The sequence below is a fragment of the Acidobacteriota bacterium genome (assembly GCA_016208495.1).
Taxonomy (GTDB): Bacteria; Acidobacteriota; Blastocatellia; order Chloracidobacteriales; family Chloracidobacteriaceae; genus JACQXX01.
The window spans coordinates 16,588-40,384 of sequence record JACQXX010000085.1 but is presented as its reverse complement, the minus strand read 5'-3'; the positions used below and the strand labels follow the sequence as shown (position 1 = coordinate 40,384).

Below are 23,797 nucleotides of genomic sequence, written 5' to 3'. Positions count from 1 at the left end.
GAACTTGAAACCAGAGTATGCTTCTTGAAAATCACCTTTTTCGAAATGTATCAGGTGAGCACCCGACCTTCTTCCGAAACAACCAGCTAAACGAACCAAGACTTTCAAAACCGACCATCAAGCAAACCTCAGTCACTGAATGATTTGTGGTTTTTAGAAGTCGTTTTGCTGCTTCGAGACGGATGCTGGTCAGCATCTGATGCGGGGTTATCTGGAAGGCTTGTTTGAAAGTTCGTAGCAGATGATTTGGCGAAAGACAGGCGACCTGGGCAATGTCAGCCAGTGTCAGCGGTGTGTCAAATCTGGCGAGAATGAAATCACGGGCACGATGTAAGCGGCGATAAAGTTCGTCACGCGTAGCAGGCCGGACCGCTGGAAACTGTTCCACATCAGCCACGGTTTGGGAATGAACCGCCAGCAGTCGCCCGGCAATGTCATACATGTGTTCAGTCAAAATCCCAGAATCAACAACTCCGGCATTGACCAGATATTGCAATCGTCGCAAAGCGGGCGAAAGCAGATCGTCGTGAGGATACGTTTTCTCGAAAAAAGCAATTGACGCCAGAGACTTCCCTTCTGGATTCTCAAGCAAGGTTTCAGTGGTCAACTGTCTGGATTCAGCTATTTCGCCTAATAAACCGACTTCAAAAAACAAACAAAAAGAAGACATTGGTCTGGCAACATCAATCGTGATCGTGTATGGCTGATGCTCGTTCAACACCAGGTACCGGCTGTCATCCACGGCAAAATGTCCGTTGCCGGCGTTGTAATAAGCCGTTCCCTGCGAAAAGGTCTTGATTGAAAGACATCCAAGCCCAGACCAGTGAAATTGCCGGCTGGTTTGGCCAATCAGAATGTGCGATTGACGCCCAAGCTGCCCGCCAAATCCGCGGCTGTGATAGTCACGATTTTTTTGTCCAAGCTGGAGTGAAATCAACATAGGCAGAATGAAGAATTGAGAATGAAGAATGAAGAATTGAGGATGAAGAATTGAGAATGTGATGAGCGGTTCGTTGTAATGACACACAATGTTGTTTTGATGATTTTGAGCTTTCATCCGATTTTTCAAAGAGTTATCTGAACGCCTGAAACAAGATCAGCTAATGTTACCGTTAGTGCCTGGAGATCAATATTTTACAAGAACCATAACAAAAACCAGGAAACAATTTTTCTTCATTCTTCATTCCTTCATCCGGCCACCTGCCACCGGGCTTCGCCAACTGGAGTAATCCGTTGTTCATTGAGAAGTTTTTCCAGATGGGCTTTGACTGAAAGCGCTGCGTACGGGTGCATTTCCACCGGGGTCGTCGCGTAGGCAATTTTGACAATGTCATCAATCGTTTCGGCCCCAGTCGTCATGGCTTCAAGAATCTGTGCTTCGCGGTCCAGGCGGTGTTTGATATAGCTGGCAATGTGCTTTTTCGGGCTGCCCATTGCCTGGCCGTGGCCGCCCAAAATCATGGTAAGTGACAGTTTTGAAAGCTTTTCCAGCGAATCCAGATAGAGTTGCATATTGCCATCTGGAGGGGCAATCAGGACCGAACCCAGCCCCACCACCATATCGCCGGTCACAATCGCGCGGCTGTTTTCTTCCAAAAAACATAAATGCCCTGGCGCATGACCTGGTGTGAAAATGGCACGAAGCCGCCAGCCAGGGTTGCCGTCGAGTTCCAGCACGTCTCCGTCACCCAGAAATCGGTCAACCGTGACTTTGCCTTTGAGCAATTCAGCCGTCCGGGGATGTGCCGCGACTGGCACTCGCCACGTCGTACGGGCGTGTTCGGCACCCGAAACGTGATCTGGATGATGATGGGTGAGCCAGATTTCACGCACCCGAGCCCCGGTACGTTCTTGCAAACCGGCCAGATGGGCATCCAGTCGCGCCTGCTCATCTGCGTAGGGCGAAGCCGGGTCAATGACGATAAGCTCTTGATCTCCAATTAAATAGCAGTTGGTATGGGTTGCCGGTGGCAGCGTCGGTGTTCGAACTGGAAACACAAAAATGCCAGGTCGGGTTTCAATCCATTCAATTGGTTTGCCATTGGCTTCGGGAATGTTGGTCAAAAGACGCGTCAGATGTCCCCAATCCCGTTTTTCTCCCGCACCAGTTTCAATCCAGCGACCAATGCCCCGAATCGTGTGCAACGTTGGAGGTGCCAACAAAACCTGTAAATCCGCCCAGCGGCGTTCGGCCTCCAGCGGCGTGGCCCAGGTGCCATGTTCGAGTTCATCGGTCCAGAGTTCGGGTTCCTGCCCCTCTGGAATTTCAGCCGTGTAAAACCAGGTATCAAAGCGTCGGGCAGCATAGGGTGGCGTCACCCAGCGACCAGCCGGAACCAACAATCGCGCATCAAGTCGGAGGCGGTGCAGGTTAACAAATTCAGCAAACGTCAATTCATCCTGCATCAAAGCACTACGGGCCGTAAGTCGTTCTTCCACTGTCAGTTTGTGAGCATCAGGTGAAATCAAAATGGCGGCTTCTTCAAAGGCTTCGCGAATCGCACAGACGCACAGGGCGGCCTGTTCAGGTGATAGCGAATGCTCAATTGTCAGTTCCGCATCCGATTTATCTAACCGGCCACCGGGAAAAGCATGAAAACCGCTCATAAACGGCATTTTGTTAGAGCGTCTGGCCCAGAAAAATTCCCAGCCGGTCACAGAAGACTGGCGAAGTAAAACGATTCCGGCAGCAAGTTTAGGAGTTACAGGAGTAGTCATAGTTTGGACTTTGGGGTTGGAGGTTGGGGGTTGGGGGTTGGGGAGGTAGACTTTGATTTTGACTTTTGGTTCTTTCGAAGCTGGGGCGATTTCGAAGCCTCCTTGATCAAACCTTTTTCTGGTGCCATTGATCGTCGCAGGTATTCAGGATGGTTTGAAATGTTTCGCGATTCGGGTGATAGTGAACAATCCACATGGATCTCACATTGCCGGTTAAACACCGCTCCGATTAACATCACCAGTGCTGAAAAATACATCCAGACCAGCAGAATAATGGGCACTGCCAGACTTCCATACAAGGTATAGGACCCGAAATTTGACACATAGGCCCCAAATCCGAGCGTGAGCACAATCCACAAAAACGAGGCCAGCATCGCACCTGGGACAATGTGCCGCCAGGCTGGCGTTCGACTTGGCCCAAAATGATAGAGCAGCATGGCAATCAACATCACGGTCACAAACACAATTGCCCAGCGTCCCAAAAACCAGGCCACACTGAAGATTTGCTCGTTGCCCATTTTCCCGACGATCATCCGCTCAAAGCTGGTTCCAGCCGCCGTCGCAATGGTCGCAACCAGGAGCGGCGCTCCGATAATCACCACCATGAGATAGGAAATGCCCTGGTCAGCCCAAAATGATCGTCGGTTGGGGTTTTCATAAATGTGATCAAAGGCTTTAGAAAAGGTGCCCATCAACCCGGCAGCCGGAAACAGCGTTGCAATCGCAGTGGCCCACAAAATTCCAAGCGATGGCTGGTTTTGGAAAAAAGCCTGGATGTATTCTTGAATCAGCGCATGACTATGAGGCGGCAATACATTTCGCAACGTCGTGAGGATTTCACCCATGTAGTCACGTCCCAAAATTGCAAACAACGCCGTCAAAAACAACAACATGGGGAAAAAGGACAAAATAAAGGAGTAGGCAGCTTCTTTGGCATAGCCGACACACCCTTTGTCAAACATATCCCAGGTTGTTTTCCACAACAGATGTGGTATTTGACTTACTGGAACCATAGCTGGTTTCCTACGTGCAGTGTTGGATGTATCCAGGGTTCAGGGTTCAGGGTTCAGGGTTCAGGGTTCAGGGTTCAGGGTTCAGGGTTCAGGGTTCAGGGTTCAGGGTTTCGAATAAAAGCCATCTTGTCATTCTGTCACTTTGTCATTCTGTCACTTTATCATTCTGTCACTTTATCATTCTGTCACTTTATCATTCTGTCACCTTGTCACCTTGTCACCTTGTCACCTTGTCACCTTGTCACCTTGTCACCTTGTCACCTTGTCACCTTGTCATTCTGTCACTCTTTCTTCCAGGTAGGATATGAATCTTTTTCGAAGCCGCAATCTTTCTCTGTTCTATCAACAACTTGGACAGCTTTACAAGTCAGGCGTCCCTGTCAGCCAGAGCCTGCCTCTGGCGGCAGAGCATAGTGGGGACACCCAAATTCGGGAAGCCACCGAGCGGGTCTATGCCGATGTGATGGGAGGAAAGACGCTTGGATCAGCCGTTGCCAGACAACCGCAAGTGTTTACTGAACTTCAAGCGGCGCTGATTGCGGTTGGAGAAGAAAATGGCCGCCTTGATTCCAATTTGTTCCAGCTTTCGACGATGTATGAAAAGCAGTACAAAAACCAGCTCCGGTTTTTGCTGGCCATGCTTTACCCAAGCTTTTTATTTCTGGCAGCACTTTTTGTCCCGAAAATTCCAATCTGGTGGAATGGCTCGTTTGGCGAATACCTGAGCGCCGTTTTTTGGACTGCGGCACCGTTTTTGGCAATTGGCGTGGCACTCTATGTGGGATTTGTCTTATCGCAGGGTGTCTTGATTGATATCTATGATCAGGTACGGCTCAAAATTCCAGTCCTGGGCAAAAGCCTGCATAAAATGGCGTTAGCCCGATTCAGCCGCTGTCTGGCAACGCTCTATAGCGCGGGGATTGATATGCGGCGCTGCCTGCAGCTTTCAACCAGCTCGTTTGAAAACACTTACTTGAAACGCAAAAGCCAGATTATTCTCGGCTACCTCGAAGAAGGCTTTGGACTGGCCAAAGGATTTGAAGCGGCTGGCGTATTTCCGAAAGAGTATGTGCACATCATTGCCCTCGGGGAACAAACCGGCGATTTGGACCGGGTGCTGGAACAAACCGCCCGAATGTATGAAGAAGAATCGGAAAAAGTCCTGAAAGCCGTGCTCTTCTTTTTCCCAATCGCCATGTACATCCTGGTCGCACTCTACATTGCGAGCATCGTGATTCAGTTTTACGCGGGTTATTATGGCAACATTGGGAAAATGGTACCATAACCTGGTGAATCTCAATCTTTTCTAAGATATATGGCATCAAAGGCGGACTTCCATGACTTGCCGCCATCCATTGAAAACTCGATAACTTGCCGCACTTTGTCTTTTGAGAGCGGCGTGAGTGTGGTTCGATCCAGATAGGTTTTGCCTGTGAGAAGCATGATTTCACCTTGAAATCGCAACCCGCCATCTTTGAGTTCTTCGATCAATTCTTTTTCTTTGACGCCGCCGGTACGATTGGCCTGTTCCGTAACCCACACCTGTCGCCAGCGTTTGGTTGCCGGCAGGTAGTAAAACAAACTCTTGCCCTGGCTGCCGGTGGCATCAGTCCAGTACTCCGTCACAGCACAGCCACTGAGAATTTTTTCAATTTGATTGGTACCAACTTTCTGGTCTTTGACAAACACATCCCAATTCCCAAGCCAGAAATCAAGTTTGTGAAATCCAGGGTCAGTTTCGCAGGAATCAGCCGCTGCCGGCGCTGGTTTTGATGGTTGGGTTTGAGCCAGTGCCGGAAGACACACCAGCATACTCAAGAGCGCAAATCGGACACACAGGTATCGCATAAAGATCAACACGTTCCATTTCAAGAACACCAGTTTGTAGTCAGTAGTCAGTAGTCAGTAGTCAGTAGTCAGTAGTCCACTAAGTTTATTTGATTGGACTATTTGACTATTTTCTCATACAAGGACTTCCTTACAAATTGGTATAAGATGTGCGCCGGGAGTTATGTGGAAAACGGACAGGAAGCCAAGAAATCTTCGAGCAGAATCGCTGCCGCAATTTCATCTGAGCGTTGCTGGCGTTCACGGGCTGAATAGCCACGCTCGCGCATCCACTCGTCAGCGGCATACGAGGTTAATCGTTCATTCCAGGTGTGAACAGGACAGGTCACCATGCTTTTGAGTTCTTCAACTAGAGCCAGGATTCGCTCAGCCGCTTCACGAATCTGCCCTTCAGCGCCAAGCGGGACCCCAACCACGATTCGCTGGACGTCATAGGCTGAAACCAGTTCCGCCACCCGCTGTAAAACAGCCTCTTTTGGACCACGAACCGTTTCAAGCGGGCGAACCGTCATTCCCAGTTCATCACAGATGGCAAAACCGGTTCGTTTTTGTCCCCAATCAATGGCTAAGGTTCGCTGGTTTTGAGTCATAAGGTAGGGCTGAGGGTTTGGGGCTGAGGGCTGAAGAAAATGGGCTGAGGAACTGGTTTTATTTCATCCCTCGATTGCTCCATCCCCTCAGCCCTACTATGAATTCACCTGCCGTCGCTGACGCAAGTACACAGCAATCCCAGCAATCACCAGCAGTGGTCCTTCAATTGGAAAACTAACATCCCGATCCTCAAATTCCACTTTGGTGGGCAATTTAAATGTTGCCTGAGTGGCAGCCGGAACAATTGTGCCATCCTGGGTAATTGGCGTCAGTTGCTGATCAGCACGGGCATAGGCCGTGAGAAACAGATCATTTCCAACTGGTGCTTCTTCAGCCGGTGGTGGCGTAGAGGACGGGGTGGATGATGGAGGCGTGGTTGCGGGTTTTGACTCAGGTTTTGGCTCAGGTTGAGCTGGCGACTTCCCCGTTTTGGAGGCAGCTTCAGGTTTTGGTGGTACGGGGGCCGGTTCGGTCGGTTGAACGGTTGTCATCCGCAATCCAGGCCAGATTTTGGTATTCCAGTCCTCACGCGACACCCGGTTGGCATACACCAAATGTGTCTGGTCAAAAAAAGGCTGGTCTCCGACGCGCACTTCAGCCCGCTCAGGCATGACCACAAAATACCGAAACACGTTGTATGGCCGCCAGCCATTAGGAACCGCACTGGCTGGGCGAATCATTGGAACGAATGGTTTTTCAGCCGGAAAGGTAATCCGGAATGGAGTCATCAAGACCTGTTCGTCAGCCGCCGAGTTCTGATCAACCAGGTCAGCAGATGCCGAAATCGCAACAAAAGAAAACTTTTGCTCTTCATAGGGTTTCATCCACTCAACCAGATCAGCCGGGGGGGTGTAGTCCGGGTCTTCAAAATTTTCGCGACAAATATTCAGGAATTTGTCTTTTTCCCCTGGAGCAATAACCCGCACCGTCTGGTTGGCGTTGCGCCGAGACACAATCACCTGTCCTGGTTTGAGATTGGCAAACGGATCATCTGATTTTGGCGGTGCCGTCAGTCGTTTGATGAGATCAAGCAGAAAGCTGCTGACTTTCCAATGTCGGCGAATTTTGACTTCAATATCAGGTGCCACACGGGCCTTTAAATTCTCAAACACAAACTGGTGACCTGTTCCGACTGAAGGCGTGGCCGGAACCGGCACAATCCAGACAAACTTCTGCTCACGAAACCGATAGGCTGGACTAAAAACCAGCGTTTCCTGTTTCTTGACCGGATCATAAAAGATCAGCACCTGTTGCTCAGCCGGAACAATTGGTGCGCCTGGGGTCACGACCCGCTCAGCCCAGACCGGGCGGGTCAGCCCTCCGACCCACAGGATCATCAGGAGTGCGACAAAAAAGCATTTCAGCGTCTGTTTTCGAAGCATATGTTTGGAGATTCAGGATTCGGGGTTCGGGGTTCGGGGTTCGGGGTTCGGGGTTCGGGGTCATAAGCGCCAGGATAAGAATCCCTGTGTCCTTTCCGTTGGCATTGAACGATGCTTTTATCGGGATTGGGTCGCGTTCTGGCCGTGACCGTGGGCTTCGCACCACGGCTATTAAACGACGACCCTGCGGGCCTCAAACCCTTATTCTAGCGCTTATGGGGTTTAGCCCCCTTGTTATCTTGTCACGACGTCATTCGACTTTGTTTGGTGCGGTTTGCTGCCCAACTTTCCAGAGAACAATTCCCATCAGGGCAAATAAAACAATCGCCGTCAGATCCGCATAGGTGCCGTGTTCCAGCCATTCAAAATGCTCGGCCACGTTGATTTTTTCAGCCAGCGCATGTTCGCCGATTTTGAAGGCATTGAGCGCCGCCACCAGCAATCCTCCCATTGCACCACCGGCAATCAACCCGGAGCTAAACAGGACGCCATTGCCTGATTCGGCTTCGGCTTCAGTGGCGGCAGCTTTGCCTTGTCGGGCCAGTATCAAATCCACCAGATAGCGGACCACTCCGCCCAGAAAAATCGGAGACGAGGTTGAAAATGGCAGGTACAACCCAACCGCGAAAGGGAGGGCGGCAACTCCGCATAATTCCAGGGTGATTGAAATGAAGACCCCCAGAAAAACCAGACTCCACGGAAGTTTCTGGGTCAGAATACCATCAATGATCAGTGCCATCAGGGTGGCTTTGGGAGCATCGTAGCGCGATTTGCGCGGCTCAAATTTATACTGAACCTGCCCGCTTTCATCAACCAGATATTGAGTTTCAACCTCGCCGACAGTCACCGCAACTTGTTGATATTCAACGCCATCCAGCCCACGCATCATCCCGATTGGCTTCGCGGTTTCAGCCACTTTGCCTGAGCTTTTCATCAGTTGGGTTGATTCGCGACCGCCAACCCCTGGATCAATCGAAAAGCGAATTTTGCCTGAGTCATCAACCAGATAGCGGCCCGGCAAAATACCATTGGTGGCAACCGGAATGCTGTGGATGCGATAGGTCTTTCCGCCGGGCATGGTCTGTGAACCAACAAAATTTGAAGTGGCTGTGTACTGTGGAAAGTCTTTTGGATAATGGATCGTGGCCGATTCATTGAGGAAAAAGAGCACCCAGCCAATTGCAATGGCGGAGCCAGTCACACCAATCATCAAGCCCATTTGTTGATATTTGGGAGTGGCACCAACCAGAAAACCGGTTTTCAAATCCTGTGACGTTGCCCCGCCAATCGAGGCGGAAATGCACACCACAGCGCCCACTGAGAGTGCCACAACCCGCCATTCTGGGCCCGTTTTCCCAATAAACAGGAAAATAATGCAGGTCAACAAAATCGTGGCCACGGTCATTCCGGAAATTGGGTTTGAGGAAGCCCCGATTTCACCAGTAATGCGTGATGAGACGGTGACAAAGAAAAAACCAAAGGCCAGAATCAGCACCGCTCCGAAAAAGTTGAGTTGGAGTTGCGGCAAAAAAGCCAGGACCAGCACCAGGATCCCGCACCCAAAAAGAACATAATTCATGGACAGGTCGCGTTCAACTCGGGCTTCGGTGCTCCCCCCGACCAGTCCGGCTTTTAATCCCCCCAAACTGGAGCGAAACGCTGACAAAATCATTGGCATCGAGCGAAGTAAACTGATGATGCCGCCAGTTGCCACCGCACCAGCGCCGACATACAAAATATAAGCATCACGCAACTGGTCAGACGTCATTTCAGCAATTGGAATCGTCCCCGGAAAGAGCGGGGTCGCCACCAGACTGCCAAAAAACTTAATGGCTGGCATCAAGACCAGATAAGCCAGCACGGCGCCAGCCAGCATCACCGATGCCACCTTGGGACCAATGATGTAGCCCACCCCCATCAATTCCGGTGAAACTTCGGCACTGACCGAAGCGCCAGGAAAGCGATGGATGACTTTCTCGGGAACTTCCTTCCATAAATGAAGGCCCGACATCAGAAATTTGTAGAAAATTCCCAACCCAAATCCTGAAAAGACTGTTTTCGCCTGACTTCCGCCCTCTTCGCCGACAATGAGGACTTCGGCACAGGCGGTTCCTTCCGGATAAGTCAATTTTCCATGCTCTTTCACAATCAGGGCGCGGCGGAGTGGAATCATCATCAACACTCCCAGCCAGCCTCCAGTCAAAGCAATGAGCGCTACCCGCGAAATTTCAAGCGAATACCCCATAATCAGCAATGCCGGAATGGTAAACACGACCCCGGCGGCCACTGACTCACCCGCTGAGCCAATGGTTTGGACCATGTTGTTTTCCAGGATTGACGCCCGCCCAAAAGCCCGAAAAATGGTAATGGAGAGCACCGCAATCGGAATTGAAGCGCTGACGGTCAGGCCGACTTTCAGTGCCAGATACACCGAGGAGGCACCAAAAATAACCCCCAGAATCGAGCCCAGAATGACGGTTCGCAGGGTAAATTCCGGCAGAATCGTGGCGCTGCTGATAAATGGTTTGAAGTGGGGGTGTTCAATCGTTTTTGAACGTGAATCGGGGTCAACGTGGGATGCCATGCAACCTCTCTGGAGTAAGATTCGCTTCAGTTGGGCTGAAAAAACCAGGGCTGAGAAAACCAGGGCTGAGGGCTGAAGAATTGGTTTTATTTCATCCTTCATCCTTCATCCCTCATCCCTTCAATCGCTCCGAGCTTGCGAGTCTTCAGCCCCAAGCCCTCAGCCCTCAGCCCTGGATTTTTCAGCCCCAAGATTTTCAGGATGTGTTGTTTTAGCTGACAGGATGTGTTCTGGCAAGCAACGCCGAAAGAAAGTCTGGTCTCCGAGTTCAAAGTGTTCAAAATCATCCTTTAGTGGTATTCTGGCACTTACACCTCCCCAAACATTTTTCCAAATCCCAGTTGGGTCATCGTGTCATGAAACAGTGCCCGGTCTGTCAGAAACAGTATCCTGATGCTATTGCCTTCTGTTCCGCTGATGGGACAGAACTCAAGCTCGTCTCACCAGATGCCGCCATGACGGTGGCTGGTGTGGGCCCGGCTCCGGCTTCAATAACATCCCCCTTCGAAGCCCTGGTTGGCCAGGTCATTGACGGCAAAGTTCAGATTGAATCTGTCCTTGGGCGTGGGGGCATGGGGGCAGTCTATCGTGCCCGTCACCTCTTGCTGGATCGGGTCGTGGCCGTGAAAGTATTGCGCGCTGATTTGCTGGGCACTCAGAATCTGGGTGATCGGTTTCTGCGCGAGGCACGCACCGCCGCCCGGATCGAACATCCCAACATCATTACCGTCTATGATTTTGGGATCCTGGGCGATGGCAATGCCTATCTGGTTATGGAATATATTCAAGGCCAGTCGTTGCGTGAGTTATTAAAGGCTCAAGGCGCGCTTCCAATCTCCACTACATTTCAACTCGTTCAACAGATTTGCGCGGGTGTTGACGCCGCCCATACCAAAAACATCATTCACCGTGACCTGAAACCGGAAAACATCATGCTCAAAGACAATGAGCAGGGCGATGTCCTGGTGAAAATCCTCGATTTTGGACTGGCCAAACTGATTGAATCTTCAGACTCGATTGCCAATCTGACCGGGACGGGGGAAATTTTGGGGACTCCGGCCTATATGTCGCCGGAACATTGTGACGGTGGTGAACTCGACCACCGGGCCGATATTTACAGCCTGGGGGTGATTTTCTATGAAATGCTGACCGGGCAACCACCATTTCGGGGCCGAGTCGTCAGTGTGTTAAGCGCCCATCTGACCAAAAAACCCGAGCCGCCGATTCAGGTCAACCCACATATTCCAGTTGATATCAGCGATGCGATTATGCACGCGCTGGAAAAAGAAAAAGACGCGCGGCCAGCTTCAGTTCGAAAGTTCTTTGAGCAAATCGAGCAGGCATTTGCACGAACTCGAACCCAGGCGACCCGCGCCATCGAAAACACCGACACGCCAGTGTCGGCACCTCTGGTTTCGAGTTCACTCGCTCCGCCGGAATCATTTTTAACCGTTCAGGGAAACGCGACCCCCGCCGCACTCACCATCACCGGTCCCAGCTTTTCATCGGGCAACCAGTCCCACTCGGAGCATCTGGAGACACTGCCACCCGTGCCACCGGTGGCGGAGGAATATCCTGATGCCGCCGCCTATGTCACCATTCAATCAACCGAGCAAGTCCCCATCAAAGACATCCCTTTGATCGAGGAACGGAAAGCCAAAGCCGCCGTCGCCACTCAGGTTCTGACCACACCGGCCACCAGGGCAATTGATGAAACCACACCACTCAGTGCACCGACCAGCCTGGTAGTGGCCACCAGTGCTGGAACCGGACCAGTCAGCCAGCCAAACCGGTGGCGTCCCCTGGCCATCGGCGCCGTTCTCTTGATTGGGGTCGGAGGGGCAGCCCTGGGGACAATGTCGTTGCTCAGTCCAGGTTCTTCAACCAACGGTACGCCACTGGTAAAGCCACCGGCAACGACCCAACCAGTTGACTCTGGAGCGCCGACAACCACTGTGCCGCCTCTCTCTGAAAATGGGTCAAGCACAACAGATCCAGGAAGCGAGACCGGCTCACCAGACAAAACGGGATCAACCAAACCAACCACTCCAGTGAACGCCACCCCGGATGCCGGTCCAGATACCACCGAAGTCAAAACTGAACCCGATACGGCGTCACCGAAACCACCACCCACGACCAGCACCAAACCTGAACCGGTAGCCCAAAAAGAAGAAAAGAAAGGATTTTGGGGGAAAGTGGGCGGAGGGATCAAAAAGGGATTGGAAAAAATCGCCGGCAAAGACGATGACAAGAAAAAGAAAGATGACAAGAAAAAGAAAGACCGCTAGGTTCAGGGTTCAGGGTTCAGGGTTCAGGGTTCAGGGTTCAGGGTTCAGGGTTCAGGGTTCAGGGTTCAGGGTTCAGGGTTCAGGGTTCAGGGTTCAGGGTTTTCGAAGCCAAGAACCAAGAACTAAAAACCAAATTCATTCTTCATTCTTCATTCTTCATTCTCAATTCTTCATTCTTCATTCTCTCTTTTAGCCCATAACCATCAATTGGTAAGAACGCTATGGATTCTGCTGTATCTCCAATCAATAACGGCTTGCTGGGAACGGTTCTGGACGAGAAATATCGCCTCGAATCGAAAATCGGCGCGGGTGGGTTTGGCACCGTGTATCGGGCCACACACCTTGGACTGAGTCAGGCCGTGGCGGTCAAAATCCTACAGACCTCGATTACCTCACCGTCCCCAGAGGATCTGACCCGATTTCGACAGGAAGGGGCCTCAACCTGTCGCATCAAACACCCCAATGCCGTGACGGTCTACGATTTTGGAATGTCCTCCTCGGGGTTTGCCTACCTGGTGATGGAGTTGCTTGAAGGGCACTCGCTGGTTCAGGAACTCAATCTTAAAGGCCCGCTCACGCCCTTGCGTGCCGCCGAAATTCTGATCCCAGTCTGTGATGTGCTGGCTGAAGCCCACGCCGAGGGCGTCATTCACCGCGACATTAAACCTGACAATATTTTCCTCCACCAGACCAAGCGCGGTGAAGTGGTCAAGGTCGTGGATTTTGGAATTGCCAAGTTGATTGACCACACGACCACGTCTGGCCGTCAGGGAACGCCAACCGCTGGCTTGATTGGTACACCCGCCTACATGGCGCCAGAACGTCTCCGGAATCGCCCCTATGACGGCAAAGCCGATGTGTATAGCCTGGGGATTACATTGTTTCAAATGCTGACCGGTCGGCTGCCGTTTGAAGCCACCGAAAGCGGTGATCTGGCGGCGGTGATTCTGATGCAGGTTACCGAGGAGCCTCCCTGGCTGCGCGATTTGAATCCAGCGATTCCAGAAACAGTTGAAGCTGTGGTGCTTAAAGCCCTGCACAAAAACCCGGCGACGCGCCCAACACCGGCGGAACTGGCGCAAGAATTTGCCAAGGCGGTTGGCGTGAAAATTCAGGCTTCCTCTGGGCCAATGCTGATCGCGGGACTAAGCACCGCCAGCGATTTTGGCATGCTCCCGACGACTCCGGCCCATCCGCTCATTGACACCGAAGCCATGACGGTGATTGCGCCCAGCACACCGCTTGAGCTGCCACAAACGGAAGTCATTCTGGGGACACCACAGATTCAAAACCTTGAGACCAGACCCAATGCCCCAGCTCCGGTCAGGTTGGAAGACGCGGCAGGCACCAACCTGCTTGTTTCAACCCCATCAAGCGGGGCCCCGTTGGAAACCATGCCGCTGGCATCGTCGGCGCCGCTGGTCACTCGCCCGGTCCAAAAGCCCGATACCAGTTCCCCCACCCCAACTGCCGTGGATACCCTGGTGGCCGTGGCAAACACCAGGCGGCCACTGGCTTACAAACTTTTGCTCGCGCTTCTGTTGCTGGTTGGTGGCTTGAGCATTATGGTCTATCGCCACTTTTTCATGGGCCAACCAACCCCAACACCAGTTGAGATTGTGGTTCCAACGCCACCGTCAGCCCCATCAAAGCCAGGAGATATCCAACCGGGCGACCCAACTTTGCCTGAGGAACCACTCCCTGAACTGGATCCGAAGGAAGCCCAGGGAAATGGCCACCCAGAATTTCCAGATCCGGCCAAACCACCGACACCTCCGAAAACGCCGACCTCCAGCGGCAGTGGCCAATCAACGACGGAACGCATTACAGTCAGAGATGGGGATGAAGTCATCACGATTGATACCCCGAAAGACCCATCGGCGCCTCCCAAATCAACCTCAACCGTGAAAAAGGATTCACCGAAACTGACACCTGAACAACGTGAACAAATCCGTCAGGCAAAAGAATGGCAAATAAAATCCAAATGGCTTGAACGGGAAATCAAGCGTCAGATGGCGATAGAAGCTCAGAAAAACCGAAAACGCCGACCACCTGAACAGCCAAATAACTAGCGAGTGGTGAGTAGCAATTTAGAGCAAGTAGCGAGTAGCGAGTGGTCAGAAGAAAATCTTCTCATTTGATTGAAAAATTGTTATTCAGTAACGCCAGAGTACCCAGGGCGAGAAAAGATAATCAGGTTTTGTTTGCCTGCTTGCTTGTTCCTCGGGTTGACTACTCGCTACTCACGACTCACGTTGTCTCACCACTTCACTACCTTGCTACCGTTGAAGAGACTTTTCATGACGACAGAACCGACTTCACCGCTTTACATCGGACTTGATATCGAAGGCAAACACCTCCGGGCTGCCGTGTGCGATCCAACCGGCCAGATTCTGACTCAGCGCCGGCAAGCTGTAGCGGCGACAACGTTTCCCGAACTCATTACCCTGGTCGGCAATACCATTCAGGATTTACAGGCGGCTGAAAGTGATTCGGGGACGATTATTGGCGTCGGATTTGGTGTGCCGGGATTGGTCAACCTGCAGACCAACCAAATTGAATCGTGGTCCGGGTTTCCGGGGTTATCCGCGGTTGCCATTTATGACGCTCTGTTGCGGGCGACCCAGTTACCCACGGTGATTGATAACCATAGTAACGTGGCGGCATATGGTGAGTGGCAGTGTGGTGTCGCCCGTGGATTTCGGCATATTTATTATGTGGATCTTGGTCACCGAATGGGGTCTTCCATGATTTTAAATGGACTGATGTGGCGAGGTTCGACGGGCTATGCCGGGGAAATCGGATTTACCACGATTGACCTGGATGGAGAGCGCACCCTGGAAAGTTATGTTTCGGGTGCCAGCATCGTTCGGCGGGTTCAAAAACGGCTGCATCGTGATCGGACCTCTTCACTTTCACGCCTGTCCATCCCCCGAGACCGGGAAATGGAACTCGAAGACGTGGTCAATTCAGCCCGGTCTGGTGATGAACTGGCCCAGGTCGTACTTGAACGAACCGGACTCTATTTTGGCGTTGGGTTATCCGGCATTATCAATTTGCTGAATCCGGAACTGGTCGTGGTCGGCGGTATCGGCATGGCGGCTGGTGACCTGCTACTCAAGCCAGTGATTGCCGAAGCGGAGCGCCGGTCATATGAACCAGCTTTCAAACAATGCCGAATCGTCGCTGCCCAACTTGGCATCAATTCCGGCATGATCGGGGCCGCAATGCTCGCCCGAGATAGTCTCTGCTAAAACAAAGTGAGAAGCGAGTGGCGAGTAGCGAGTAGTCAGACAAAGTGAGAAGCAAGTAGCGAGTAGTCACCCTGTCACCCTGTCACCCTGTCACCCTGTCATCTGGTCACCTTGTCACCTTGTCACCTTGTCACCCTGTCACCTGTCACTTTGTCAATTCCGATCAAACAGCACAAAAAGGAAACAGTACAGGCTGTTTCCTTTTTTCTTTTGCTTTTTATTGAATAACTTAACTGCCTTTAGGAATGAAAGGTTGGGCTTTCCCGGTAAATAAGATATATTGTGTGGTTTTCATCACCACAGTTTGACAGTCTGGATGTGCTTTGTGGAAAGCACTTTTCCAGGATCGGGCTGCCAAAGGGCAGGCACATTTCTACTTCCAAGGACTTTTTCTCGAAACGGCTTTATGAACACAGAACGAATTCGGAATTTTTCAATCATTGCCCACATTGACCACGGAAAATCAACGCTGGCCGACCGCATCCTGGAAAAAACCGGGGCGCTCTCCTCACGGGAAATGTCCGAGCAGGTCCTCGATGCCATGGACCTTGAACGAGAACGCGGCATTACAATTAAAGCCCACGCCGTGCGGCTCAATTATCGGGCCCAAGACGGCGAGGACTATATCCTGAACCTGATCGACACGCCTGGCCACGTTGATTTTTCGTATGAAGTCTCCCGCTCGCTGGCGGCCTGCGAAGGGGCACTGGTGATTGTGGACGCGTCTCAGGGAGTGGAAGCCCAAACACTGGCCAATGCCTACCTCGCGCTCGATAACAATCTTGAAATGATCCCTGTCATTAACAAGATTGATTTGCCGTCGGCGGACCCGGACCGGGTCCTGGAACAAATCGAACAGGTCATTGGACTTGACGCCTCAAACGCGGTCCTGACCAGCGCCAAAACCGGCCAGGGCGTGGAAGATGTTCTGGAAGGCATTATTCAGCATATTCCACCACCGAAAGGCAGCCGCGAGGAACCCCTCAAGGCACTGATTTTTGACTCCTGGTTTGATCCGTACCGTGGGGTGATTGTGATGATCCGGCTGATTGACGGAACGATTCGCCCAGGCATGAAATTCCGATTTATGGCGACTGGGCGTGATTATCAGGTTGAAGCACTGGGTGTCCTCACCCCCAAAGCCCAAACCATCAATGAGTTGGGCGCCGGTGAAGTCGGATTCATTGTCTCAAATATCAAAACCATCGCGGACGTGCAAATTGGCGACACCGTCACCAGTGCCGCCAACCCGACCGCCGAACCCTGTGCCGGCTTTCAAGAAATCAAGCCGATGGTCTTTTCAGGCTTGTATCCGGTTGAAAGCGATAAGTATGAGGAACTTCGCGACGCGCTTGAGAAATTGCGGCTCAATGATTCGTCATTTTTTTATGAGCCGGAAAACTCAATGGCCCTGGGTTTTGGCTTTCGGTGCGGGTTCCTCGGGTTGCTGCACATGGAAATTGTCCAGGAGCGGCTCGAACGTGAGTTCAACCTCGATTTGATCACCACGGCCCCCAGCGTTCGTTTTCTGGTCACGACCACGGCAGGTGAAGTCCTCAGTATTGACAGCCCGGCCCGGCTTCCAGATCCTTCCAAGATCGAACACATTGAAGAACCAATCATCCGGGCGGTCATTTTGACCCATGATGATTTCCTGGGGCCAATCCTGAAGCTTTTGGAAGAAAAACGCGGTACCCAACGAGGCTTTGAGTACGTCGGCCCCCAACGCGTCATGTTGACCTATGACCTGCCATTACTCGAAGTGGTGCTTGACTTCTTTGACCGATTGAAATCAGTTTCCCGCGGATATGCCTCGCTTGATTACCATTTAAATGGCTATCAGGTCTCGGATCTGGTGAAACTGGATGTGATGGTTGCCGGCGAACCACTCGACGCGCTCTCACTCATTGTCCATCGTGACAACGCCTATCAACGCGGCAAACTGCTGGTTGACAAGATGAAGGAACTTATTCCCCGACAGTTGTTCGAAGTTCCGATTCAGGCGGCGATTGGAAATCGAGTCATTTCACGCCAGACGGTCAAAGCCGCCGGTAAAAACGTGCTGGCCAAATGTTACGGCGGCGATATTACGCGGAAACGGAAGCTGCTTGAAAAGCAAAAGGAAGGCAAAAAACGGATGAAGCGTGTCGGACGGGTTGAAATCCCGCAGGAAGCGTTTCTGGCGGTCCTTCGTGTCAGTGAATAATCCATCTGAGGGTTCAGGATTATAAACGCCAGGATAAGGGAACACCGTCCGATCTGGACAAGGGAACAGAGGGACAGGGGGACACCGAGACACATTCAATTGCCTCCTTCCTCTGCTCCCAACCGGAGTTCATTCAACCGTACAACCTCCGCGGAAGGTCTCCCTGTTCCCGTTTCTCCTCCGCTTCTTGTCTCAAACAGGTTCACATTTCCTTATCCTGATGCTTATACCTCGAACCCCATACCCCGAACCCAAACCGTTCCTATGTCAATTCCTCCGATTCCAAGTTTAGAAGGTTCACGAACACTGCCACTGTTTCCCTTGCCGCTGGTGTTGTTTCCAGGCGCGATGCTGCCGCTCCACATCTTTGAGGAGCGGTACAAGGAAATGATCAAAGACTGCCTGGACAACGACCGGTTGTTTGGAATCACGTTTCTGGACAGTAAAGAAGGCTGGCCGCCGCCAACCGCAAGAGTTGGCTGTGCAGCCTTTATCCTGGCGACGGTTCCGCTTCAAGAAGGCCGCCTGAACCTGCTAACGACTGGGGTAATGCGCTATCGAACCCTTGAATATATCGAAACCAAATCTTATCTTCAGGCAAAAGTTGAATTCTTTCAGGATAATTTGACCGACCAGGACCTCAATGAATTGGCTGATCAGGTCACAACGTTGTACCGGCGTACCATCCGCGCCACCCAGGTCATTCAAAACAACGATTTGACTGAAGACGAATTACCTGATGATCCAGAGGAACTGTCGTTTTCGATTGCGAGCACACTCCAGTTAAGTACAGCTCACCGACTTGAACTGCTTGAACTGATATCGGTTCAAGCACGGTTGGAGCGCCTGAAAAAAATGCTCCAGGGCGTCGTCGGACAATATGAACTCCGCGCCGCCGTTCATGAAAAAGCCAGGACCAACGGGCATGGCTCACACAAAACGCTCGCCCAGTTGCTGGAAAATGATGAAATGACAAGGTGACTTTTGACAAGGTGACAAGGTGACAGGGTGACAAAGTGACAAAGTGACAAGGTGACAGGGTGACAAAATGATTGTCAAAAAGTCACCTTGTCAAAAAGTCACCTTGTCAAAAAGTCACCTTGTCAAAAAGTCACCTTGTCATCTTGTCATCTTGTCACTCTGTCATTCTTCATTCTTTTAGGGGAGGACTCTGAACTTGAACACCATCGGTTTAACCGTCGAGGCGCTTCAGAAAGCGCTCGCCGCACGCGAAACAACGGCCACTGAAGTTTGCACAGCCGTGCTGGACCGCATTGAAGCGCTGAATCCAGAATTGAATGCTTTTATTACCATCACCAGGGATCGAGCCATGGCCCGAGCGACGCAAGTGGATGCCGATCTGGCCACCGGGAAGCCGTTTCTGGCCCTGACTGGTGTCCCGATTGCGGTCAAAGACAATCAGTGCCTCAAGGGTGTCCGAACCACCTGCGCTTCGAAAATCCTGGGAAATTTTCAGCCTCCCTACACTGCGACTGCGGTGGAAAAACTCGAAGCGGCGGGTGCCATCATCGTGGGCAAAACCAATCTGGACGAATTCGCCATGGGTTCGTCGAATGAAAATTCAGCGTTTGGCCCGGTTCGCAACCCCTGGGATTTGACCTGTGTGCCCGGTGGATCAAGTGGCGGAAGTGCCGCCGCCGTCGCCGCTGACCTGTGTGTCCTGGCGACTGGTTCTGACACCGGCGGATCAATCCGCCAGCCAGCCAGTTTGTGCGGCATCGTTGGATTAAAGCCAACCTATGGTCGAGTGTCACGCTATGGACTGGTGGCATTTGGATCATCGTTGGACCAGATTGGGCCTATGGCGAAAACCACCCAGGATGTGGCCCGCATGCTCGGCGTCCTGGCTGGTCGCGACACCCACGACGCGACATCAGCTCAGGTCGAAGTACCGGATTATCTGGCTGAATTGACCGGCACTATCAAAGGTTTGCGAATTGGCATTCCGAAAGAAGCCTTTGGTGATGGACTGGACCCGGAAGTCAATGCCGTAATTCAGCAGGCGCTGACCCGGTATCAGGAATTAGGCGCCGAACTGGTCGAGACGTCACTTCCCAACTCAGGGTATGCGATTCCGGATTACTACATCATTGCCACCGCCGAAGCGAGCGCCAACCTGGCCCGGTTTGATGGTGTCCGCTATGGATTCCGCGTTGAAGGCGTCAAATCACTCCACGAGATGTATCAGAAAACCCGTGATCTTGGGTTTGGCCCCGAAGTCAAACGCCGAATCATGCTGGGGACCTACACGCTGTCCTCCGGGTACTACGACGCCTATTACCTCAAAGCCCAAAAAGTCCGGACGCTGTTGCGCCAGGATTTTGAACGTGCCTTTGAACAGTGTGACGTCCTGTTGACACCGACATCGCCCACGCCGGCCTTCAAACTTGGTTCAAAAACCGATGATCCGCTCCAGATGTATCTTTCCGATATTTACACGGTCACACTCAACATGGTGGGAGTTCCGGGCCTGAGCCTGCCCTGCGGTCTGAGCGAAGCGGGTCTTCCAATCGGCATGCAGTTGATTGCACCCCATTTTGCCGAAAGCCGGTTGCTCAACACTGCTTTTGCCTATGAACAGGCGTACCCATTTCCAAAATCACCTGCGCTTTAAAGACAACTTCCCACTCCGCGATAGCGCACGGCTCCAAAGGCCGTGTGCTACCACGGCTGAATTGTTCCGCGATTTCCCTGGAAAAGCTGGTTGAAAATTCCTGGTCCCGCCGGATTTTTCGGTAAGGTGATCTCACAATGCTCAAAGATGCAGTTGGCTGGACACTGGAGAACGCAATTGAATTGATTTCGCCACTCGGAATGGTCCAGGAATCTCGTCCCGAAACGTTTCGCCATGCTGTGTTTGGTGAATCAGCTAAAATGCTCCAGGTCACCAGCGATGGATGGATTCTGGCGGATAGTCGGTTAAATCTGAAATATTCCCGGATTCAATCAGTTGTGGCTGACGTCGCGACGCTTATGGTGTATCCAACCGCCAGCCCGGAACTTCTGCCGATTTTTGCTTCAGAATGGGTTGTGGTTGGCGAGCGGGCTCACGTTTTGGTGCTTGACGTTGAATTTGCCGGTCAACAGCCACATCTGAAAGCTCAGGTGGTTTCAGTTTTTCAACCTCTCGCGGAACGCTTTGGCCCACATTTTGAAACTATCGCCGAACGCCCAGGCTGGTTTCAGGAAATCGCCGAACCCTGGGCCATTTTTGCTTCGGGTTCCATCAGCGTGCTGGGAGAAGTTCGTAAAGCCTTCAATGCCTACCTCCAGGCCACGCTTCAATCCGCTTACCTGCCAAACCTGTCCCAGGCCAGGGCCGGTGAAGACCATCCGGACGTCGTGCATTACAAACACCATCATTATATTCATTCGCCGGGAATCCCGATGATCCAGCCCAAGGCCGGTGCCGCCTGGACGCATGAATTTATGCGCGACTGGCATTTCGGCCCGCCCCGATTTCCCAATTCCAGATAGATTATTTTCTCCAAAGTTCCTGTTTCATTCCTCTTGAGCCCAGGGGATGTCATCGCCCATTTCGATTGCCCGGCGCAGCGCCTTCAGCGTTTCCCCTCTGGCACGTAACTTCGTTGCGGCATGGGCTGGCATATTGAGTTTGGTGAGTTGTATCGCCTTTTGTTGCGCCACATCCAATAACTCTGCCATAGGGACAACCTGATCGAGGAATCCAGCCAGAACTGCCTGGCCAGGAGTGTAGATCTCAGCATTGATCACCGCACGATTGAAGTGGGCTGGCGCAAGTCGTTGCCGACAGATTTCAATGCCGAAGTCGGGCATCGTCAACCCAATGGCCACTTCGTTGGCGCCGATTTTGAAGTCACCTTCGGCGCCAATCCGGTAGTCGCCGGACAGTACCAGGAAAACCCCCATGGCTAAGGCGTGTCCACTACAGGCAATGACAACTGGTTTTGGAAATGACAATAACCGTTCCGCCAGTTCAAAACCCGTCCTGAGCATCTCACGGGCCTGGGCACCGCCTGCTTTGAGCACTGGCAGATCGAAACCCGCCGAGAACAGACCCGTTCTTCCCGTCAACACCACGGCGGATTTATCAACCAGCGCCTGATTCAGGGCATTATTTACTTCCGAGATCATGGTCACCGACATGGCATTTACCTTCCCATCATCCATGGTGATGGTCGCAACCGAGTCTGTTTGTTGGTATGTAACAATGGTCCTCATACGATTCCTTTCTTTTTGAAATGTATCCTGAGTAGACATCTTTTCCAACTTACAGTCATTTGGCAATAGATCCAGGTTGCCTGAAGTTTTTGCTTGATCTTCGAGGTCAGTCTGACTATTATCTCAAATTCCCCGGAGGCATAGGCTAATTGGTAAGTCACCAGTCTTGAAAACTGGCGCGGGGAACCGCTTGGGGGTTCGAGTCCCTCTGCCTCCGCCATCACTTCTCAAACAAAGTTGTTTTAAAAGCCACGACACGTTCGTGGCTTTTTGATTTTTGGGCAAGGCATACGAAAATAAAGTGGCGTCAAGTGGGCCGCACTCCAAAAAGAAAAGCTGCCTGAGTCGGTGACTTCAGGCAGCTTTTGCTTTTTGCAACTTCGTTGAGCTTCCCACCCGCTCACGCAGGTGGTACTGACAGATTGCGACTTCGCTGGTCTCACGAAGCATACACCCCTTCAGCCGCCGTTGGGCCGTCCGGCATCGGGTTGGCTTCGGCAAAGGCGACGTCTTCATCAAGACGAGCGTTGATTTTGGCGACAATACCGTCGAGATCTTCCTGGGTCGCGATTTGATTTTCCAATAGATAGCTTTCGTAGCGCGCAATCGGATCGCGGGCGGTCCAGTATTCGATCAATTCCTTTGGCACATACCGCTGGTCGTCGTGTTCAGCGTGGCCCTTCATCCGGAAGGTTTTGGATTCGATGAGCACGGTTCCCTGACCGGAGCGGGCATATTCGACCGCGTCGCGGGTGGTTTCATACACCGCGAGCACGTCGTTTCCATCCACCATTTCCCCGCGGATACCATATCCAGCGGCCTTTTCAACAATGTTGTCCACCGCCATTTGCTTTGACGTCGGCGTTGAGTAGGCATACCCATTGTGCTCAACCACCACCACAATCGGCAACCGCTGGACGGCAGCAAAGTTGAGTCCTTCGTGGAAGGCGCCGGTCGAAGTCGCGCCATCGCCCATATACACCATGCACACACGGTCCTGTTTTTTCATCCGCGAAGCGAGCGCCACACCAGTCATCACCGGCATCAGGTCGCCAAGGTGCGAAATTGGGCCGATGAATCCGCGATTCAGGTCGCTGAAGTGAATGTTGAGGTCGCGTCCACGGCTTGGACCATCGCGGCGGGCCATGTATTGAAGCAAAATCTCGCGTGGCGTCCCACCCATCACAAGGACGGCGCCCAGGTCGCGAATCAACGGCGTGATCATATCGCCCTTGGATTTATCGAGCGCGTAGGCCGTTCCAACGGCATTGGCTTCCTGGCCAAGGCTGCGAAACAGACCGCCGATGACCTTGGTCTGGCGATAGAGATTGGTCAGTCGTTCTTCGAGCAAGCGGGTCTGCCGCAGATAGTGATAGAGTTCAAGCTTCTGCTCACGCGTGAGCGAAGTGGTTACAGTGCTGGTGGTTACAGAAGTGGTCATAGATTTTTGAAGATGTAGTTTCAAACCGAACGATTCAGAATTTGAAGAGTGCATAAAATGACAGGGCGCGGATTATATCGCAAGCCGACGTGAATTGGGAATCACTGATCTTTTTTCCCCCTCAGGAAGCGACATCATTTTGGACGTTGAATGATCAATCCAAACAAAAGAATTTTTAACAGTTCCACTTCATTTTTTCGTGGCATCAATGGTGGCAATTCGGTAAAGTGGTATTCCTTTCCGCCCAC

At 52.1% G+C, this 23,797-nt stretch carries 16 protein-coding genes, 1 tRNA gene and 1 pseudogene; 9 read left to right on the top strand and 9 right to left on the bottom strand.

Annotation, left to right across the window (positions count from 1 at the left end; all coding sequences use genetic code 11):
* Nucleotides 1-31 precede the first annotated feature (31 nt).
* The 3 genes from HY774_17180 to HY774_17170 all read right to left on the bottom strand — a co-directional run bounded on the left by HY774_17180 (nucleotide 32) and on the right by HY774_17170 (nucleotide 3,731).
* Nucleotides 32-940 carry a helix-turn-helix transcriptional regulator gene (locus HY774_17180; protein MBI4750219.1) on the bottom strand — a complete coding sequence of 303 codons (909 nt, stop codon included), beginning with the start codon at nucleotides 938-940 and terminating at the stop codon, nucleotides 32-34.
* A 248-nt stretch (nucleotides 941-1,188) separates the two neighbouring features.
* Complete coding sequence (locus HY774_17175) at nucleotides 1,189-2,718, bottom strand: MBL fold metallo-hydrolase (protein MBI4750218.1); 1,530 nt, start codon at nucleotides 2,716-2,718, stop codon at nucleotides 1,189-1,191.
* The gene (locus HY774_17170; protein ID MBI4750217.1) at nucleotides 2,715-3,731 is read right to left on the bottom strand and encodes a YihY/virulence factor BrkB family protein; all 1,017 of its coding nucleotides are present in this window, start codon (nucleotides 3,729-3,731) and stop codon (nucleotides 2,715-2,717) included. Before HY774_17170 ends, HY774_17175 begins: the two co-directional genes overlap by 4 nt.
* 304 nt (nucleotides 3,732-4,035) lie before the next feature.
* On the opposite strand from HY774_17170, the gene HY774_17165 reads away from it, so the two are divergent.
* The gene (locus HY774_17165) at nucleotides 4,036-5,016 is read left to right on the top strand and encodes a type II secretion system F family protein (protein MBI4750216.1); all 981 of its coding nucleotides are present in this window, start codon (nucleotides 4,036-4,038) and stop codon (nucleotides 5,014-5,016) included.
* 11 nt (nucleotides 5,017-5,027) lie between these two features.
* On the opposite strand, the gene HY774_17160 is transcribed toward HY774_17165, so the two are convergent.
* The 4 genes and pseudogenes from HY774_17160 to HY774_17145 form a co-directional block, all read right to left on the bottom strand.
* Nucleotides 5,028-5,579, bottom strand: coding sequence for a hypothetical protein (locus HY774_17160; GenBank protein MBI4750215.1), 552 nt, complete (start codon nucleotides 5,577-5,579; stop codon nucleotides 5,028-5,030).
* Nucleotides 5,580-5,740: 161 nt separating this feature from the next.
* The gene (gene ruvX, locus HY774_17155) at nucleotides 5,741-6,169 is read right to left on the bottom strand and encodes a Holliday junction resolvase RuvX (protein MBI4750214.1); all 429 of its coding nucleotides are present in this window, start codon (nucleotides 6,167-6,169) and stop codon (nucleotides 5,741-5,743) included.
* A 96-nt stretch (nucleotides 6,170-6,265) separates the two neighbouring features.
* Nucleotides 6,266-7,552 carry a DUF2330 domain-containing protein gene (locus HY774_17150; protein MBI4750213.1) on the bottom strand — a complete coding sequence of 429 codons (1,287 nt, stop codon included), beginning with the start codon at nucleotides 7,550-7,552 and terminating at the stop codon, nucleotides 6,266-6,268.
* A 1,150-nt stretch (nucleotides 7,553-8,702) separates the two neighbouring features.
* Nucleotides 8,703-10,136, bottom strand: a pseudogene (locus HY774_17145) (oligopeptide transporter, OPT family).
* A 356-nt stretch (nucleotides 10,137-10,492) separates the two neighbouring features.
* On the opposite strand from HY774_17145, the gene HY774_17140 reads away from it, so the two are divergent.
* The 7 genes from HY774_17140 (at nucleotide 10,493) to HY774_17110 (ending at nucleotide 21,382) form a co-directional block, all read left to right on the top strand.
* Nucleotides 10,493-12,424, top strand: coding sequence for a protein kinase (locus tag HY774_17140; GenBank protein MBI4750212.1), 1,932 nt, complete (start codon nucleotides 10,493-10,495; stop codon nucleotides 12,422-12,424).
* A gap of 221 nt (nucleotides 12,425-12,645) precedes the next feature.
* The gene (locus HY774_17135) at nucleotides 12,646-14,496 is read left to right on the top strand and encodes a protein kinase (GenBank protein MBI4750211.1); all 1,851 of its coding nucleotides are present in this window, start codon (nucleotides 12,646-12,648) and stop codon (nucleotides 14,494-14,496) included.
* Between the two features lie 228 nt (nucleotides 14,497-14,724).
* Complete coding sequence (locus tag HY774_17130) at nucleotides 14,725-15,678, top strand: ROK family protein (protein MBI4750210.1); 954 nt, start codon at nucleotides 14,725-14,727, stop codon at nucleotides 15,676-15,678.
* Nucleotides 15,679-16,084: 406 nt separating this feature from the next.
* Nucleotides 16,085-17,884: an elongation factor 4 gene (gene lepA / locus HY774_17125; protein ID MBI4750209.1), complete on the top strand. Its 1,800-nt coding sequence runs from the start codon at nucleotides 16,085-16,087 to the stop codon at nucleotides 17,882-17,884.
* Between the two features lie 264 nt (nucleotides 17,885-18,148).
* Nucleotides 18,149-18,865 (top strand): LON peptidase substrate-binding domain-containing protein, encoded by a 717-nt coding sequence (locus HY774_17120; protein ID MBI4750208.1) that lies wholly within the window; start codon nucleotides 18,149-18,151, stop codon nucleotides 18,863-18,865.
* A 190-nt stretch (nucleotides 18,866-19,055) separates the two neighbouring features.
* Nucleotides 19,056-20,519 carry an Asp-tRNA(Asn)/Glu-tRNA(Gln) amidotransferase subunit GatA gene (gatA, locus tag HY774_17115; GenBank protein MBI4750207.1) on the top strand — a complete coding sequence of 488 codons (1,464 nt, stop codon included), beginning with the start codon at nucleotides 19,056-19,058 and terminating at the stop codon, nucleotides 20,517-20,519.
* Between the two features lie 137 nt (nucleotides 20,520-20,656).
* Complete coding sequence (locus HY774_17110; protein ID MBI4750206.1) at nucleotides 20,657-21,382, top strand: hypothetical protein; 726 nt, start codon at nucleotides 20,657-20,659, stop codon at nucleotides 21,380-21,382.
* A 24-nt stretch (nucleotides 21,383-21,406) separates the two neighbouring features.
* Here the strand turns inward: HY774_17110 and HY774_17105 are convergent, their stop codons facing one another.
* A complete protein-coding gene (locus tag HY774_17105; GenBank protein ID MBI4750205.1) occupies nucleotides 21,407-22,108 on the bottom strand; it encodes a crotonase/enoyl-CoA hydratase family protein in 702 nt (233 codons plus the stop codon).
* A gap of 134 nt (nucleotides 22,109-22,242) precedes the next feature.
* Between HY774_17105 and HY774_17100 the strand changes: the two genes are divergently transcribed.
* Nucleotides 22,243-22,328: transfer RNA gene (locus HY774_17100), tRNA-Ser, on the top strand.
* A gap of 219 nt (nucleotides 22,329-22,547) precedes the next feature.
* On the opposite strand, the gene HY774_17095 is transcribed toward HY774_17100, so the two are convergent.
* The gene (locus HY774_17095) at nucleotides 22,548-23,549 is read right to left on the bottom strand and encodes a thiamine pyrophosphate-dependent dehydrogenase E1 component subunit alpha (protein ID MBI4750204.1); all 1,002 of its coding nucleotides are present in this window, start codon (nucleotides 23,547-23,549) and stop codon (nucleotides 22,548-22,550) included.
* Between the last annotated feature and the right edge of the window lie 248 nt (nucleotides 23,550-23,797).

Excerpts from the sequence above, each read along its gene's own strand:
- HY774_17180 (MBI4750219.1), bottom strand. The coding sequence starts at position 940 with ATGTTGATTTCACTCCAGCTTGGACAAAAAAATCGTGACTATCACAGC.
- HY774_17175 (MBI4750218.1), bottom strand. The coding sequence starts at position 2,718 with ATGACTACTCCTGTAACTCCTAAACTTGCTGCCGGAATCGTTTTACTT.
- HY774_17170 (MBI4750217.1), bottom strand. The coding sequence starts at position 3,731 with ATGGTTCCAGTAAGTCAAATACCACATCTGTTGTGGAAAACAACCTGG.
- HY774_17165 (MBI4750216.1), top strand. The coding sequence starts at position 4,036 with ATGAATCTTTTTCGAAGCCGCAATCTTTCTCTGTTCTATCAACAACTT.
- HY774_17160 (MBI4750215.1), bottom strand. The coding sequence starts at position 5,579 with ATGCGATACCTGTGTGTCCGATTTGCGCTCTTGAGTATGCTGGTGTGT.
- ruvX (MBI4750214.1), bottom strand. The coding sequence starts at position 6,169 with ATGACTCAAAACCAGCGAACCTTAGCCATTGATTGGGGACAAAAACGA.
- HY774_17150 (MBI4750213.1), bottom strand. The coding sequence starts at position 7,552 with ATGCTTCGAAAACAGACGCTGAAATGCTTTTTTGTCGCACTCCTGATG.
- HY774_17140 (MBI4750212.1), top strand. The coding sequence starts at position 10,493 with ATGAAACAGTGCCCGGTCTGTCAGAAACAGTATCCTGATGCTATTGCC.
- HY774_17135 (MBI4750211.1), top strand. The coding sequence starts at position 12,646 with ATGGATTCTGCTGTATCTCCAATCAATAACGGCTTGCTGGGAACGGTT.
- HY774_17130 (MBI4750210.1), top strand. The coding sequence starts at position 14,725 with ATGACGACAGAACCGACTTCACCGCTTTACATCGGACTTGATATCGAA.
- lepA (MBI4750209.1), top strand. The coding sequence starts at position 16,085 with ATGAACACAGAACGAATTCGGAATTTTTCAATCATTGCCCACATTGAC.
- HY774_17120 (MBI4750208.1), top strand. The coding sequence starts at position 18,149 with ATGTCAATTCCTCCGATTCCAAGTTTAGAAGGTTCACGAACACTGCCA.
- HY774_17110 (MBI4750206.1), top strand. The coding sequence starts at position 20,657 with ATGCTCAAAGATGCAGTTGGCTGGACACTGGAGAACGCAATTGAATTG.
- HY774_17105 (MBI4750205.1), bottom strand. The coding sequence starts at position 22,108 with ATGAGGACCATTGTTACATACCAACAAACAGACTCGGTTGCGACCATC.
- HY774_17095 (MBI4750204.1), bottom strand. The coding sequence starts at position 23,549 with ATGACCACTTCTGTAACCACCAGCACTGTAACCACTTCGCTCACGCGT.